The organism is Nitrincola tapanii (assembly GCF_008368715.1).
Taxonomy (GTDB): Bacteria; Pseudomonadota; Gammaproteobacteria; order Pseudomonadales; family Balneatricaceae; genus Nitrincola; species Nitrincola tapanii.
Genome location: NZ_SMRS01000006.1, coordinates 132979 through 148618 on the forward strand (window position 1 = coordinate 132979; position 15640 = coordinate 148618).

13 protein-coding genes are annotated in these 15640 nt (G+C 43.1%); 1 reads left to right on the plus strand and 12 read right to left on the minus strand.

Going from position 1 to position 15640, the window contains the following annotated elements; all coding sequences use genetic code 11:
- Positions 1 to 53: 53 nt before the first annotated feature.
- The 12 genes from E1H14_RS08985 to E1H14_RS09040 form a co-directional block, all read right to left on the minus strand.
- Positions 54 to 2207: a type II secretion system protein GspD gene (locus tag E1H14_RS08985; protein WP_149391129.1), complete on the minus strand. Its 2154-nt coding sequence runs from the start codon at positions 2205 to 2207 to the stop codon at positions 54 to 56.
- Between the two features lie 3 nt (positions 2208 to 2210).
- Positions 2211 to 2747, minus strand: coding sequence for a hypothetical protein (locus tag E1H14_RS08990; protein ID WP_149391130.1), 537 nt, complete (start codon positions 2745 to 2747; stop codon positions 2211 to 2213).
- Entirely contained in the window at positions 2744 to 3325 is a 582-nt protein-coding gene (locus E1H14_RS08995) for a hypothetical protein (RefSeq protein ID WP_149391131.1), read from the minus strand. Before E1H14_RS08995 ends, E1H14_RS08990 begins: the two co-directional genes overlap by 4 nt.
- Positions 3325 to 4389 (minus strand): hypothetical protein, encoded by a 1065-nt coding sequence (locus E1H14_RS09000; RefSeq protein WP_149391132.1) that lies wholly within the window; start codon positions 4387 to 4389, stop codon positions 3325 to 3327. The genes E1H14_RS08995 and E1H14_RS09000 overlap by 1 nt, the downstream gene beginning before the upstream one ends.
- A 129-nt stretch (positions 4390 to 4518) precedes the next feature.
- The gene (locus E1H14_RS09005) at positions 4519 to 5193 is read right to left on the minus strand and encodes an HAD family hydrolase (protein ID WP_149391133.1); all 675 of its coding nucleotides are present in this window, start codon (positions 5191 to 5193) and stop codon (positions 4519 to 4521) included.
- Positions 5193 to 5933 (minus strand): 3-deoxy-manno-octulosonate cytidylyltransferase, encoded by a 741-nt coding sequence (locus tag E1H14_RS09010; RefSeq protein WP_149391134.1) that lies wholly within the window; start codon positions 5931 to 5933, stop codon positions 5193 to 5195. The genes E1H14_RS09005 and E1H14_RS09010 overlap by 1 nt, the downstream gene beginning before the upstream one ends.
- Positions 5934 to 5938: 5 nt before the next feature.
- Entirely contained in the window at positions 5939 to 7555 is a 1617-nt protein-coding gene (locus E1H14_RS09015; RefSeq protein ID WP_149391135.1) for an aldolase catalytic domain-containing protein, read from the minus strand.
- 30 nt (positions 7556 to 7585) lie between these two features.
- Positions 7586 to 9967, minus strand: coding sequence for a glycosyltransferase (locus tag E1H14_RS09020; RefSeq protein WP_149391136.1), 2382 nt, complete (start codon positions 9965 to 9967; stop codon positions 7586 to 7588).
- Positions 9964 to 11373, minus strand: coding sequence for a sulfotransferase family protein (locus E1H14_RS09025; RefSeq protein ID WP_149391137.1), 1410 nt, complete (start codon positions 11371 to 11373; stop codon positions 9964 to 9966). The genes E1H14_RS09020 and E1H14_RS09025 overlap by 4 nt, the downstream gene beginning before the upstream one ends.
- Positions 11370 to 12698, minus strand: coding sequence for an ABC transporter ATP-binding protein (locus E1H14_RS09030; protein ID WP_149391138.1), 1329 nt, complete (start codon positions 12696 to 12698; stop codon positions 11370 to 11372). Before E1H14_RS09030 ends, E1H14_RS09025 begins: the two co-directional genes overlap by 4 nt.
- The gene (locus E1H14_RS09035; protein WP_149391139.1) at positions 12695 to 13501 is read right to left on the minus strand and encodes an ABC transporter permease; all 807 of its coding nucleotides are present in this window, start codon (positions 13499 to 13501) and stop codon (positions 12695 to 12697) included. The genes E1H14_RS09030 and E1H14_RS09035 overlap by 4 nt, the downstream gene beginning before the upstream one ends.
- 53 nt (positions 13502 to 13554) lie before the next feature.
- Positions 13555 to 14796 (minus strand): EAL and HDOD domain-containing protein, encoded by a 1242-nt coding sequence (locus tag E1H14_RS09040; RefSeq protein WP_235017430.1) that lies wholly within the window; start codon positions 14794 to 14796, stop codon positions 13555 to 13557.
- Between the two features lie 171 nt (positions 14797 to 14967).
- Here E1H14_RS09040 and E1H14_RS09045 point away from each other — a divergent pair, with 171 nt between their 5' ends.
- On the plus strand, positions 14968 to 15615 hold the full coding sequence (locus E1H14_RS09045) for a TetR/AcrR family transcriptional regulator (RefSeq protein WP_149391141.1): 648 nt from the start codon (positions 14968 to 14970) through the stop codon (positions 15613 to 15615).
- Positions 15616 to 15640 lie beyond the last annotated feature (25 nt).

A 15640-nucleotide genomic window follows, 5' to 3' on the forward strand; every position in this document is an offset into this window, starting at 1 on the left:
ATCTACTGTGCTTCTGACGCTTTTGTCAAACACTCTTTTATCATGGCCAAGGCTTATCTAGGACTATATTGACGCGAATCAGATTCAATGGGCTCAATAAAGCGCAAACGACTGCGAAAGCTCTCTGTCAACTGCTCAGCCTGACGGCCATCTCGCACTAAATAGGGTACGATCAGCACCATCAACTCTGTACGCCCACCCTGTGTACTATCTACCCGGAAAAGCTGGCCTACACCCGGCAGATCACCCAAAAGAGGCACTCGCGAATCCCCTTTCGTTTCACTCGACGAGATCAAGCCGCCCAAGAGCACCGAACTTCCATCCTGTAAACTTAAACGCGTGTTGACATTGCGAGTTAAGATTGTGGGCGAGTTAATGTTACTCGTTTGGGTGGGCACCGCTTCACTCACCTCTTGGCTGATTTCAATATCGATACGCCCATCGGAGAAGACGACAGGACGCACCTGCAGTTGCACCCCGGTTGAACGGAACTGGACATCCTGAATAATGGCGCTCGTGCCTTCGACAGTTTCATCACCGGTTGCCTGTCTCGTAATAATGGGGACCTCGCTTCCCACTCGTACCGAGGCCTCCTCACCGCTGCGCACCAGAATACGCGGGGTTTGTAAAATAGACACTCGATTACTACTCGCGAAAGCATTCAATGCCAAACGCGTATTACCAGAACCACTGATCGACGCCCAACTCAAACCCCCTGAATCTAAACCCGCACCCGGTGCACCGGATCCAAACACGCTGCTCAGGCTCCCTACGGCACCGGCTGCAGAGATTTCACGTAATGCCCATTCAATACCAAAGCGAAACTCATCACTCAGGGTGACTTCAGCCACAACCACTTCGATTAGCACTTGCTCTGGCGCCACATCCAGCTCGCGTATCAAGGGCAGCAACTGCTGCCAACGATCCGACTCCCCATGAAAGAGCAACATATTACGCGCCTCATTCACGACAAACTGTCCAGACTGAGCTGTCTGAGCACCCTCTGGAGAACGCCCCTGGAGTCGTCGATCCTCGTCTGTCTCTCGGACTCCACCCACCTGTCGACCGCTACTCATTCCATTCAGGGTTGCAGCTAAATCTGAAGCGGTTGTATTCCGAACTCGATACCAAAACAAACCCTCTTTGCCCTGCTCACCCGCACGCGCAACTTGATCAAGCTCGGGAATCCACTGACGGATCAGGCTCAATATGCTCTGGCTTGGTGCAAAAACAAAAAGTGCCCCTAAGGCTTCAATCGGCACTAATGCCGTGTTGTTCGCAGCCGTTCCGATATCATAACCCTGCGCCTTTAATGTGCTGCTGAGTCGTTCAGCCAAGAGTTCAGCACCGATAAACTGTGGCTCAATACGCAGAGTATGGCGGCCACGCATCAAGGGCTGATCGAGCATATCCAAGACTTCTGCCGCCTGCTGCACGACTTCAGGAGGCCCCTGAAACCGCACAGCATTACGTGCGTTATCGCGCTCTATGGTGATGCGTGAATCTCGCTCAAAAATCGAGCGCAACATTCCATAAGCCTCGGCGTTTGTAATCACCTCCAGTCCACGAATAAAGATCACCGGGCGGTGACTTTCCGGCACACTCGGTAGTGCAGCACCCGTAATGATTAAGGGAGGTTGCGACGTCGCTTCCGTTTTGCCTAAGACAAAACGCAGATAGTCGCCCTGCCGAACTAACAGCACGCCATAAGATTCAAGAACTCCACGCGCTAATTCATAAATACCCTGTCGATTACGCGGGTTCGTGATACGCACGGTGACTAAATCTGTGCGGTCTGAAACATCGGGAGCCATTTCAAAATCCAGCTCCAAAGCATTGCCAAACACCTCATTGATAAAGGTTGGCAGAGGCAAGTTATGGATACTCAAAACGATGTCTTCCACTTCATCCTGTGGAAAGATACTGACAGGGGCTTTGGCTATTTCTCGTGTAGCGACGGGGCTTGCCGGCATTGGCAAGCCTGTAATCCGCCGCTGACGGACAACAGGCTCTGTTTCCTGTTCAGCTTGCAAAGCACCGGTTTCTTCATCTTGAGCCGCGCCTGGAAGCGCCAGGGGTGGGGGGGGTGCCAGATCTTCAGCGGGGATTAAAGTACATCCCGACAAGCTAAACAGTACTGTTAAAGAAAGGATTCGCATAGGCCGCAGTAGGCTCAAACTTTGGTGCGTGCGCTGTTTAGCACCCATACATCAAGGCTCCGTAGGATCGAATTCAGCTGATGGAAAAAGATTAAGTGTAAAGTAGGCCTGAGCTTCAGGTGTATTAGAAGCGATTTCTAAAATCAATCGATCTGCTCGAATATCCTGTATACGCCAGTTACTTTCAGGTATCACATCACCGGGATACAAAACTTGCACAACACTTATCTCTGCCGCTTCAGATTGAGGGCTGAAGATCACTCGCCAGCCTTCTTGATAAATAATTGCTTTAAGCTGTTGACGCAACTGGGTGACTTGCTCCTGCGTCAGCGCCTCGGATGGCTGATCAACAGGTGTATGCTCGACAGTTTCGGATGTGGAGATTTCAACGATCTCACCCCATACGGAACTGGATAACACACGATCCAATGATCCGAAACGTTGCTCAGGCAGCCCTATCAATGACCAGGTGTCTTGGGTATTTTGATGCGATTCTGGAAAGGGGTGATACCGATGAGCGACCATTAAAGCCCCGTTCACCAGTAAAATAAACAGTGCCAAGAGTGATATTAAACGCGGCTTGCTCATTCAGGCACCCTCCCCAAATCAAACCACGCACTGACACCCAAGCGGTAAATAGGACGACGAGGATTATCCCGGTTAATCATTTCAAAATCGATCAAGACAGGTGGTCTATCTTGTGAAATGGCAGAGACAAATCGTTGCCAGTTCCCAGGCGAATAAGGGCCGCTGAACTCTGCTCTCACCTGTGTAAGCTCGATCACTGCATCATAATGCACACTTAAATTGATTCGATCGAAGGTGATCTGGTGTTCGCGGGCGTGGTTTTGCAGTTGATCACGGAGACGTGCTTGCGCAGCGCCCTCGCTCGGCGCCTGCCACAAATGGGCGCGTAGCGCTTGCAGCGTAGTTTCGAGCTCATCCCTGCGGGACTGCCACTCAGTCTCGGTCGCGAGCTGCTGGAGATCAACGAACCGAGCATGATGCTGTAAAGCGGCTTGCTTATGCTGAATACGCCAAGCACTCAGCCCCTGATAGAGAGCAATCAGCATAATAACGAGAACAGCGGCCACTAGTCTTCTGAGCCGGTGATTGGTTTGCCATTCACGCTGCCACTGTATGAGTTGCTCATTCGATACTCGCATCATTGCGCACCCAATACACCGGCGTTCAGAAGAGCCTGAGGATGAGTATTCAATTGAAATAAGATTCGATGATGATCTGCTCGCCGCCAGGGTTCAACATTTACATTTTCTATGCCTTGTCCACTTAGTGCTGTCACTAACGCGAACACCTCTGTGAGCTCTGCTCGAATCACCACTTCAACTCGGTTGCCTTGCCTCTCCCATAAAATGACTTCGTACTCTAATTCAGGTGGCATCTTTTCCATAAAAAGCTGCTGAGCGGCAATCGGATCTGGCTGATAAAGCCGCGGTAATAGCTGCTCAATATCACGACGCTGTCTGCGTGCTTCTCCACGCAGACTCTGTACATCCATTACCACACCCTGTAACTGCTGACTCTTGGCCTCCAACTGCTTTGCGTGAAGCATCCAACTAAAACCCAGAGTGGCTTGGCTCGTGAAAAGAAATACCGCAAACAAAGCTGCAACGATCACTAGGGTATTCTGTTGCGCCTGCAACCAGCCCAGTGCTGAAGGGCGCGCACCTAACCAAGGCTGAATTTTTGTAGGCAGCTCAATCAGTTGTGCTGTATCAATTGCCGCGATTCCTTGCGCCCGACAAAACCATTGCACATCGGGCATACTAGGCATATGTTCAAACCACCGACTAGCAAGCAAGATCCCTTTGTTCCAATATTGCAGGTCATATCCTCGTGCACACTCAGCAAGATAGACACCATCCTGATCAGGCTTTGCAAAAAACACCATTTCAGGCAGTAAGCGCGTTAAACTTTGCGTAGGTAACACTTTCAACAACTGCTTGATAACATCTTGATTCCAAAGCCATACCTGCGCGGTTGATCCTTGCCAAACCGCACAAAAGCCAACTTCAGACCAAGGGCTTTTACTTTCCACATAGTGCTTGAGCGCTTGCGAGCGTTTAGATGAGGGAACTTTCGCTAAGTCGACACTGATAAAATGACAAAGATCACGACCCACCACCCATTCTTTCAATAGGCTGCAAGAGGCATGCGTCGTGAGCTCCGAAGCAGTCATCAAGGTACGTGGCGCGGCAAATCGTGCCACAAACCTATCCCACCATTCTGTAAATCTAGAAAGTACCAATGCAGCTCTCGAACATTAAGGGACGCTATATAGAATGAATACACAAAACGTCGACGTTTAATGGCTACTATAACAGAGTCTATGCCCCTCCTAACAGAAGGGGCCAGGATTCGCTCGAACCAGTTGCTCTAGCGCTCTTATACAAGGAATTGATTGATCTCGGAAAAAATCCAAACCGCCCTCGAACTCAGACCATTGGCTGACAAAGACAAAATCCAGATCATATGCCTGAGCAACTTCGTAATCATATCGACTATCGCCGATGAAAAGAATCGAAGAGGCAGGAGAGCCTGCGCGTAACAATTGCGATAGGATCATCTCTTTGGTATCTGGACTGCCATAAATGCCGATCTGAAACCAGTCCGCTATGCCTTTTTCCCGAAACACCTGGCGAAGTTCATTTTGATCACCGCCTGAAACAACGCCCCAAGATGCATCGGGAAATGTGCAGCGTAAAGTTTCTAATGATGGCTCAACTTGTGCTTGAAGAAGCCCTTCCATCACATGCGCTGCATAGGTGTGGACCAAATCATTGAATAGATTTTCTGATGGTGGCTGGTTGAGTATGTCAGTTAAAAAATATTTGAGTTTGACATAACGTGAGATGCCACCATGACCCACATGATACTCGACTAAGCGTGTAGCGAACTCTTCACCATAGGGCAGGGCCGTTTGGTAAAATGCTTGTGTTTTGATGCGATTGGAGTCGAGTATGACGCCATCACAATCAAATAAAACCGTCTTGTACTGGGAAAAATCTAACATTATTGGCTACCTATTGCTGCTAAAGCTGACTCAACCAGAGAAATATCACCTGGCACATCTACTGCCAAGCTACCTTTGGAGACAGGTACCATTTTTATAGACTTCCCCAACTCTAGAAAGCGCAAAATCTCTATGTCTTCGCTAAACTCCAGTGTGCTTTTGCGCCCAAACGCTGAAAAAGCCAGAAGTTCTTCTTTGTTGAAAGCATAAATGCAAACCTGCTTATAATAAGCAGAAGGTGCGTTTTTTATGTCTTTAAAACCAGGCAACGCTTGTCTTGACATATAGACCAAATTTCCTAATTCGTTAAAAATAACTTTAGGTAAATTAGGATTGTGAGGATCTTCAGAAGAAGAGATGGGTGTATAAGCGTTAATGACTTGATCCGGCGACTGAATCTTCTCAGCAATCACCCGATGAATATCCGTAGGGTTGAGCATAGGCTCATCACCCTGTACGTTAACGTAAATATCAGCATGAATCTGGGCGGCCACTTCCGCTAAACGATCCGTTCCTGTCGCGGCAGTTGAAGAAGTCATCGCCACTGGATAGCCTGCACCTTCAACAATAGAGGCGATACGCCTATCATCTGTTGCGATACAGATATTTTCTAGACCTACCGCACGCGCAGCAAGCTCTGCCACCCAAAGAATCATTGGCTTACCCAGCAACAAAGCTAAAGGCTTACCCGGAAAACGTGAAGAAGCATAACGCGCAGGAATCACAACCAATACTTTCATATCATTTATAAGCCATAAACCGATTGAATAGATAAGTCAAAGCAAGTAGGTGTTAGAGACACCAATTCGGGAGCACCTGGAGTGGATTGGTATAGATGCAAAAGACGAGCGATTTCCGTTGTTCTAGGATCATTATTTCCATAGCCATCTAAACCAACTAGATAAACCTTAGAAGACTTAGCGCCCGCAGCAACAGCCAGAGCATAAATTAAAACCAGATTAGAAGGGAGTGTACAGTTTACTGATCTGAAATCAAACGTATTCTCTTTCAACTCTATGCCATAATCATAGACTTCTTTACGGCTCAATAGGCTTTTGATTTCAGGCGTCAACATCGAAACAGAAGTAATTAGCGGTTGCGAAAAGCTAAGATACTCTTTGAAATCTGCAAGTAATCTAATTGGATGACATGCTGCACGCGCATTGATTAAAGAATCATCTAACACTTTCTGAGTATTCAAACCAATTACATAAGGCTTATACTCACGAATAAATGCCTCAATGGCCAATTTATGTTGCAGCAGTCCAGGACCATTACCCAGTACTAATACCTCACGGCCATGAACCGTTTGTTGTGGTTGCCAAGCCCCACCTGCCTCTCCTTGAAGGCTTAAACGTGAGGCTTCTAAAGACTCAATACTGTATTTACGTCCACCTGTATTACGCAAATAGTTCAATGCTGCAAGAATATCATCATCTGAATAACGGCTATCAGATAGCATCTCTTGAACATAGGTTGGATGTATTTCATATTTACCACTTAGGTAATAGAATGGATTCGTCCCCCACTTATGCTGTAACTGCATGGGCTTAAAATATTTACGAATAGTATCCAAAAGTTTGGAAATATTTCCTTTTCGAGCTCTCAGATCACTAATTGCTTCGACTAAAAACTCAGTTTGTACATTACCCGGCCCTCGTCCCATACCTGTTACAGTTGAATCAACCCACTCTACGCCTGCATCAATAGCAGCAAGTGTGTTTGCCATACCTAAGCACATGTTATCATGAGTATGTATTCCCAAAGATCCTTGCCAGTAAGTACGCAACAGAGAGATAATTTCCTTGACCCCACAAGGATCTAAACTCCCCATACTATCCGCGAAGTACAACACATCAATAGGATAGTCATTAGCCATCTGTGCTAAATGTAAGATTTTATCTGCCGTTTGACTGGCTATCTGCATGAGATTGAAACCAACTAGGTAGCCCTTTTCATTAAGCCAACTTGCTGCAGGCAAACATTGCTCGAATTCATGGACATGACAAGCAATTCTAACTAGAGTCACCCTTGACTTATCCGCTGGTATAAATAATTTTTCTAGGATTTCATTCATCGAAACAGATGGGTGTAATAATTCAGCGCCATTTACCATCACAGCGAGTCTTTTTTCCAATACTTCTGGAACCTGTATCTGCTGCAAAAAACGCTCGGTAGAATAAGCACAACCGCCACGGAAACCCTCACCCACTCGTGGCATGGCTCTCAGTCCGATCTCAACAAAATCCACATTTAAAGCTGCCATAGATTGCAGATAGTTTTGAATTAGTTCATCAGGAAAATCCCAATTTGTATAATAACCACCATCACGCAAGGTGCAGTCTAAAATATACGCACTCATTTTTAATCAACCCTAAATAAATTATAAAAATCATCGTCTATAACGCGCTAATGGATCGTTGAGAGAAAACGATCTAATTTCCTTAAAGTAGTTCGGGTAGCGTTGAGCGATGATTTTTCTATTTCGGCTTTTTTGTTCAGACTGCTCATCAGCAAAACTGACCCCACCGATATGCCCAACAAAAACATTAGGCTGAACAACATGGATATAACCTTGCATTCGTGCCCTTAAGCAAAAGTCAACTTCTTCCGAGTAGCCACGTCCAAAACTCAATTCATCAAAAACACCGACTGATCTTAGAACATTTCGACGTATATACATACAAAAACCATGACCCACCGGAACCACAGGGAGTAAGGAAAATGATGTTTTATGAAGCACCGAAGTTTTTTGATCTACATAAGAAATAGCATCTTCAATCGCCAAACTTTCACCTGGAGGATTGGGTAATGAAAAAATACTTGCATTATTAGAAAAAGGCGTAACTGTTGCAATCTTTGGATGACTATAAGCTGCAAGGCAAAGTTGTTCAGCAAAATTTTCAGCTACTATCGCATCACTATTCAGAATAATAACATCATTCGCATCACTCAAGCCAAAACCAAAATTTACTGTACCCACAAAACCAATATTTTCCTTATTAACAAACACCTTTAAAAAATCACTAGCTCGCTCAGATAGTTCTTTTATAAAAGCTGTCACGTCCTCAAAAGGACTAGCATCGTTAATCACTATTAATCGCATACGTTTAGAATCAATCGAGCTTAACACAGCCTCAACGGCAATACGTGTTATTCCTGCATCAGCATAAACAGGCATGATGATATCGATCTTAGGGAGGCTACTGCTATCCAAATCCCACTCAGCCAATTTAATTTCTCGAAAGCAATATTCTGGAACCTTTCCATCAACATTAGCAATGGATGCATTATGATTATGTACTCGATTTGAAATCAACTTAGAGAGTTCCGGTATGCCTCTACCCTGATCAAAAGGAAAGATAGAAAACAAGACCGAACTAAATAAACTGAGAAGATACCGTTCTCCAAAGGCCAACCTTGAATCAAAATCCTCTTTACTTAGCGCACTTCTCAACGCAGGAATCAAACAGGAGCGTGAATGCGCCTGATATGCAAACCCCTTATCTGTTAAATCATTATAGGTAAGCGTGACAAGCGGGATTTTTGACAATACACATTGTGCAACTGCCGTAGTCGTCAGAGTTATACAGACATCAGCTGTCGCGATTAATGAATTAATTTTGCCATTTTGAGTCACTAAAATATCTTGATTTTTTAGACTATTATATGCACCAGTATCAGCCGGATGCGGCTTTATAATCAGCAAAATCTTGTCATCAAGCCTCTCAATGGCCTTACAAACATCTTTCACCGCATCATAAGAAGAACGATAGTAGGGTGAATGATATTCAAAAGTCGCTGAACCAGAAAAAGCCACACCTGAGCCATTATCATTTCCACCCACAAAAAGTAAAACCTTGCCACCTTTCTGCTGATGCTCAGAAATCTTACTTAAAATAGACTCATCTGTATTATACTCTGAATATGCCACATGATTTTGCTGTAATAGGTAAGAGCGTATGCTAGACAATTGCGCTTCACTGTGCTCTTGAGCATAAGCAACTTCTTTAGCATACTGAATAGCATGCGCACCATGATAAAACTGACCTACCAAATCAGCGTATAAGGTACCCGAAAAATGACCTCTTTCTAAAATAATATATGGAATATTGAGCTCTTTGGCTATATATATCTGCAGACGACTGACTGGGCAAGTCGAACCCCATACAATAATACAGCCGGGCTTATTTCGTAGAAACGCATCCTTCCAGTAGCTGTAAGCATTATTAATATTTGCCTCTGACTGGGAGTGAATACTTGGATTTGAGCTCCAGCGCTCGATTAGAAACTTAAGCTCACTCAATAGCAGAGCCGGAGGCCGATATGAAACATTCGCTTTAGGCACACCATGCAAATAAATATTGTATTTCAAAGCATGAACAAATTCATTTTCCAACAAATGCGATGACGAGGTAATAACAAGCGTCCTAAAACCCTCACATTTTAAATGTGCCACCAGTTCAAGAATTGCATCATAAATTGGCTCTTTTTGATTCAACCAGCAACATAAATAAACATCAACCCTATCAAGACCAATTGAAGCTGAAGCTATTGCTTTTGCCTTTCTAGCATTATCTTCAGCTGATTTACTGATAAATCGACCTTCGCGATGCCCATGTAACAAATAATGAAGAATCGGATCCTGATCTGACTTTCTTACATCGGCATATTTTGCGAGATAGTACCTTCTATCAAAGCGATTACTCTTAACCAAATCATAATATCGCTTTGCAAGCTTAAGAAACTTGATCACCTTGACCTTGACGTTCATTTGTGAAAAATCCTTTTGACTACCTTCACAACAATTCGAAACAATCTAGTATAGCGCCAACTACGAGTAGTATGGATAGAAACAATTTCGTGTATCAAGCTCGATATTTTCCTATCCTTTTCTGAATTCTTCTCTAATAAGTGGTTATTTTTTCTGTTCAACTCATCTATTTTATTTTTATTTTCTTTATATTTATCCAGCTCATTCTTTAAATCTTTATTACTTCTTTCCAGTGTATCAAGAGATCTCTTAAGCTGAAGATTCAACTCTCTTTCAGCTTCTAATGCATCCTGCCTACTTTTGCATTTTTCTTGAAGACTTCTAACATCATTTTTTAGCTCAGCGATTCTATTCTTATTACTGACTAGCTCAAGCTGACCAGATTTATATTTTTCTTGTAGCCTACGAATATCAGTTTTAATTTCACTGATAGTGTTTTTAGTCAAAATAAGAGCATCGTTTTTCTCTACCACAAGCTCTTTAAAGTTAAGATGTAACTTTTGTTCTTTGCTATATGCTTCTTTAAGCTCTGAAATTCTTGCGTTTTTTATATCAATTTGATTTTTCAATTCATCAACAAAACCAACGGTATCAGCTCCGTAGAAAAAAGAAGCATGCCTAATATAATCCGACCTTATTTCATCTATAACACCAGTATAAAAATTTCTATTATTTAACTCAATAAAGAGTTTTTTTGTGAACTCAGGCACCTCATTTGAATAATCAGATTTCTTATATGTATGATGTCTTAAGCCTGGATCAACAAAGGATTCAATGCATTCCCTTAAGCTATCCTTATTCACCGCCGTATCTATATATGGTGGCTCCAGCACTTTTGCTTCTTGTAGAACTTGTACGGGACTTGTAAGAAAATTCTCATACGGAAATATATATCTCTCCTCTCCACGCGTCTGAAATTCAGACTCCAATATACTTGAAGTCCAAAGCAAAATACTTTTTTCAGGAGAAAATCCATTTCTCTTACGCAAGGAGCTTGCAATCTCTAAAGGATGTCTATATGGGATAAGAATCTTAATTTTAATTGAGAGTTTTTTAAGCGCTCTCAAATACAATGGTAATAAGTGGCAAATTCTGGGTTCTTTAATGTAAAACGTGCGAACACCATAAAACTCTTCTCGAATCAACTGAATAAGCTCATCGATATATTTATCAAATAATATATCTCTCACACTCAGCATTGGGTCATCCCAGGTTGCACCCGACTCTTTAAGAACTTTTTCATTAAATCTTAGAACAGATAAATTTTCGAAATGCCCTTTTTTATTGTCATCACTTCCTGGAAGTAATTCATTTCCGCCATATACGCCAATTTCATTTAAACATCCAGCAACAGATGAAGTACCGCTCCGATGCATACCAAGTACTAAAATACAGGCCTGGTTCATGCGTTGTCCTTTTGTATTTCTTTTATATTCGCCTTTTTAAACAAAGAGGTCAGCCCTGTATTGTTCACCGACTGATAGGATGTTTTACATACGTATCCATCCAGCACTCTATGCAGAAACACTAACTGATCATCTACTATGGATCTTACTCCTGCCGATATAAAGATCATTTCTGTATTAAATAAGTTTTCAAATTCAAATTGAATTAAATATTCTATTTTTGGATCAATTTCTAAGAACTCTGTCGTAGCGGGTGTCACATAACCTGCAAGTGAATGACCTTTTTCATCACGAATTTGTGTTGCAAAACGAGCTTTTTCTACATGACCTTCGAACTTTACTTTGTATTCAATTAGATAACCTAATCCAGATTTCAGGATATTAACAACTCTTCCTGAATGATCTCTAACCTGCAGATCATATATTTCTGCACCAATATTCTGATATGAAATTGTTGATTTTGGTTTTAATTTTTTATCGTAATACCCTGGTGCTTTTACATTTAACGCTTCATTTTTTTGATCTTTAACATTCGAAAAAAGCGCTTTGTATAACTTATTCATCTTTTCGCAGCAAAGATCTTTATCATTTATGTGCTTAGAATAAAGCCCAACCACTTCTTTTGGCTGGCCATCCAACACATATTGTCCATTTGATAACCAAATAGCTCTATCACATAGACTGATAATGCTAGATTCGCTGTGAGATACAAACAAAATAGTCGTACCTTTTTGCTTCAACGCTTCAATTTTTGCAAAACACTTACGTCTAAATGAAATATCTCCCACACTTAAAGCTTCATCGACAATCAATATATCCGGATCAAAATTTATAGCGAGCGCGAATGCTAGTCTTGCTTTCATCCCACTACTGTAGGACTTTACTGGCTGATCTATATATTTCCCCAGATCTGAGAACTCCACAACTTTCTTCACAACATCATCTTTATCTGCCTTTTTTATACCATTTATAGTGTTGAACAAGTGTATATTTTTTAGACCTGACAACTCTTGATTTAACCCAGCGCCTAGTTCTAATATTGCTGAAACACGACCTTTGACCTGTATACTTCCTGATGAAGGCCGAACTACCTTTGCTATAATTTTAAGAATAGTTGATTTACCACAACCATTTTTTCCGATAATACCAACTGTTTGCCCTTTATACACTTTAAATGAAATATCATCTAAGGCTTTATGAATACGATGGTATTTTTTATTTGAAAGAGATAGGGATTCTTTTAATCTATCGTATGGACTCGCGTAGAGCTGATAGCTTTTCGATATATTATTAACACTTATAACAACCTCTGATTCTCTGTTCATAACATATCCGCAAAGTGTGCTTTCAAACGTCTAAATAGAAACAAACCCAATGACAGAACCAACAGCACCCACATCAAGAAAAATAGATTTTGCGTTACGTTCAGCAACACCCATTCATTTTTAAATATACTTGACCTATATCCATCAATGATATAATGAAACGGATTGATACTCAGCAATATTTTAAATCTCTCCGGAACTAAATCCGTGCTCCAAAATATTGGCGTTGTCCAAAACAAAAACTGCATGATGATAATAACTATATTACTTATATCTTTAACAAAAACTCTTAGCGCAGAGAGCAGAAAGACAAAACCGCTTACAAGCAAAACCCCAAGAATCATAAAGTATGGAATCTGCACCCAATATATTGTTGGGTATATATCATTTACCAAAAGGGCGAATATTAAAATTACAAACAAAACAATATGTGTCATGCTTGCTGCTATAACACTGATTATCGGTAAATACTCAATCGTAAAGCCTGGCTTTTTTACTAAATAAGAACTTCTAACGACGCACTCAGCTCCCTTTCGTATACTTTCAGAGATAAAAAACCACACTATAAGACCGAGTAGTAACCATAATGCAAAATTTTCATTATTCTGGGTCAAATTGGCTCGCATACCTAGGGTCAACACAAACATAATTACTAACATGTAAAAAATAGGCTGCAAAAAAACCCAAATAACTCCAACATAACTCCCTAGATATTGCTTTTTGAATTCATAAAACACTAAGCCAATCAGCGCCTCTTTATCATTTATTATTTTTTTCAAGTACTTTTGAACTTTATTTGGCATAAATCAATCGCTTTTTCAGTCGAGTTTTCTACCATTATACATGATGCATAATTTCAGTTACTCATCGCTTGCAGAACCTGCTCTGCCCATTTCAAACTGTGCCGATAGGCCACTTCGTAAAAAGGTTTTTCCACCAGATGGTGCAGGGATTCAAACTCGCCTCGCTCGTAAATCTCTACCTCTTTCAACAACTTACCATGCTCGCCTAAGCGTCCTAACAGCGCATCTTTGATCGGTTGCTGCAACGGCACCTGAGTCATCAGGGTTTCCATATCGGTGTCCATCAGTACATCTAACTGGGACAACAAACCCACGATAAAATAATCCAAAGGCTCGGAATGCTGAGTCAGTTCTGCCAGGATTTCACACATACGCCCACGCACCAGCATATTGCGTGTCAGCTCATCGGGTTTACCGTTGTCACTTTTGCTGAGAAACAGCATCACCCAACGTCGGATCTGATCCATACCCAAAAGCGCAATCGCATGGGATAAAGAGCTGATTTCGCGCTGCATATTAAACGCCGCAGAATTCACGACGCGCAGAATTTTATAGGTCAGTGCAGCATCCTTGAGGGCGATCTGCTGCACCGATTCTGCAGTCGCGTTCGGACGTTGCAACTCGGTTAGAAGCTCCAGCAAGATCAACTTATTCCCGGTGATTTTGCGACCACGCACCAGTGTCGGTTTACTCAGGAAGTAACCCATGTAGAGCGCAAATCCCATCTCCAAACACTGGCGAAACTCATCCTGCGTCTCCACCTTGTCGGCCAATAGCTCAAGGTTAAAAGGTTTCAGCTTCTGCACCAAGCCAGGGATACGCTCCAGGCCGATCAACTGGATATCCAGCTTCAACACGTGGATGATTTTTAACAGCGGGAAGAATTTATTATCGGCGGGGTCAAAACCCGAAAGCGCCAAACGATATCCCGCCTGAGCCAACTCTTGTAAACGCTTGATCAGTACCGGTGTGACCTCAGTATGCGAAAGGAGCTCGAGGACAAAGCGGTGACGCGGCAGATCTGGAATCGACTCACTCAGCAGCACCTGATCCGTCACTTTCAGAAAAAAGGGTACACTCTCAGGTTTACCCTCTTTACTGATACCTGAGTAGGTATTCAACAACACCTCTAGGGTGGCATCGTCATCTTTAAGACCTTGGACAAAATTTCCCTCTTCGTCACGGAACAACAGCTCGTAAGCAGCCACATCCTGACTTTTGGTGTAAATAGGTTGCCGTGCCATTAACACGGGCAGTTGAGTTGCTTCAGAGGTCTGTGATGCTGCGCTTGCCACGTTTAACTCCCTTGCTAAACCTTGCTGCGAATGAATACCCATGAGGTTTTTGTTGAGACAGTCGCCTAGCATAAACAAAAGAAACTGGATAAGTCATCCATCCCGTTCAGACCCTTGGGTGTTTTTTCGTTATACTTCTGCCCCTCCAGATCTCTCGCTTAGGAGTCGCCCGTGTTTTCGAGTCTTGAGTTTCAGCCTGCTGATAAACCCGCTGGACGCATTCGCCAACAAAATGAAGCCCTGATTCTAAGCGCCGCAGAAATCGAGTTTGCCACTTGTGGATTTAAAGGTGCGAGCATCGGCAAGATTGCTCTGCGCGCCGGCCTGCCAAAAGCCAATCTGCACTATTACTTCAAAAATAAAATCAGTCTCTACATTGCCGTACTCAGCAACATCTTTGAGCTTTGGGATTCCACCCTAAGTGAACTACGAGCCGAGGACGAGCCGGCAACGGCTCTGCGTGAATATCTGCGCCAAAAAATCGAATTCTCACGTTTACATCCGATCGCTTCACGCATTTTTGCCAGCGAGATTCTGGCCGGTGCACCGCATATGCAGCGCTATTTCCATGAAGACTTTCAGGCCTGGTTTGAATCCCATACTCAGGTGTTTAAGACCTGGATGGATCAAGGCAAGATGGATCGAGTGGACCCGGCACATCTGATGTTTTTGCTCTGGTCATCCACTCAGCACTATGCTGATTTTGCCGTACAAATCGCCGCAGCGCTGGGCAAAGAAACGTTGGAAGATGAAGATTATGAGCAGGCTCTCGAAACCTTAACCCAGGTCTTGCTTAAGGGATGTGGCCTCTCCCCCTAGAGCACCCATCCCGCCATCCATCGAA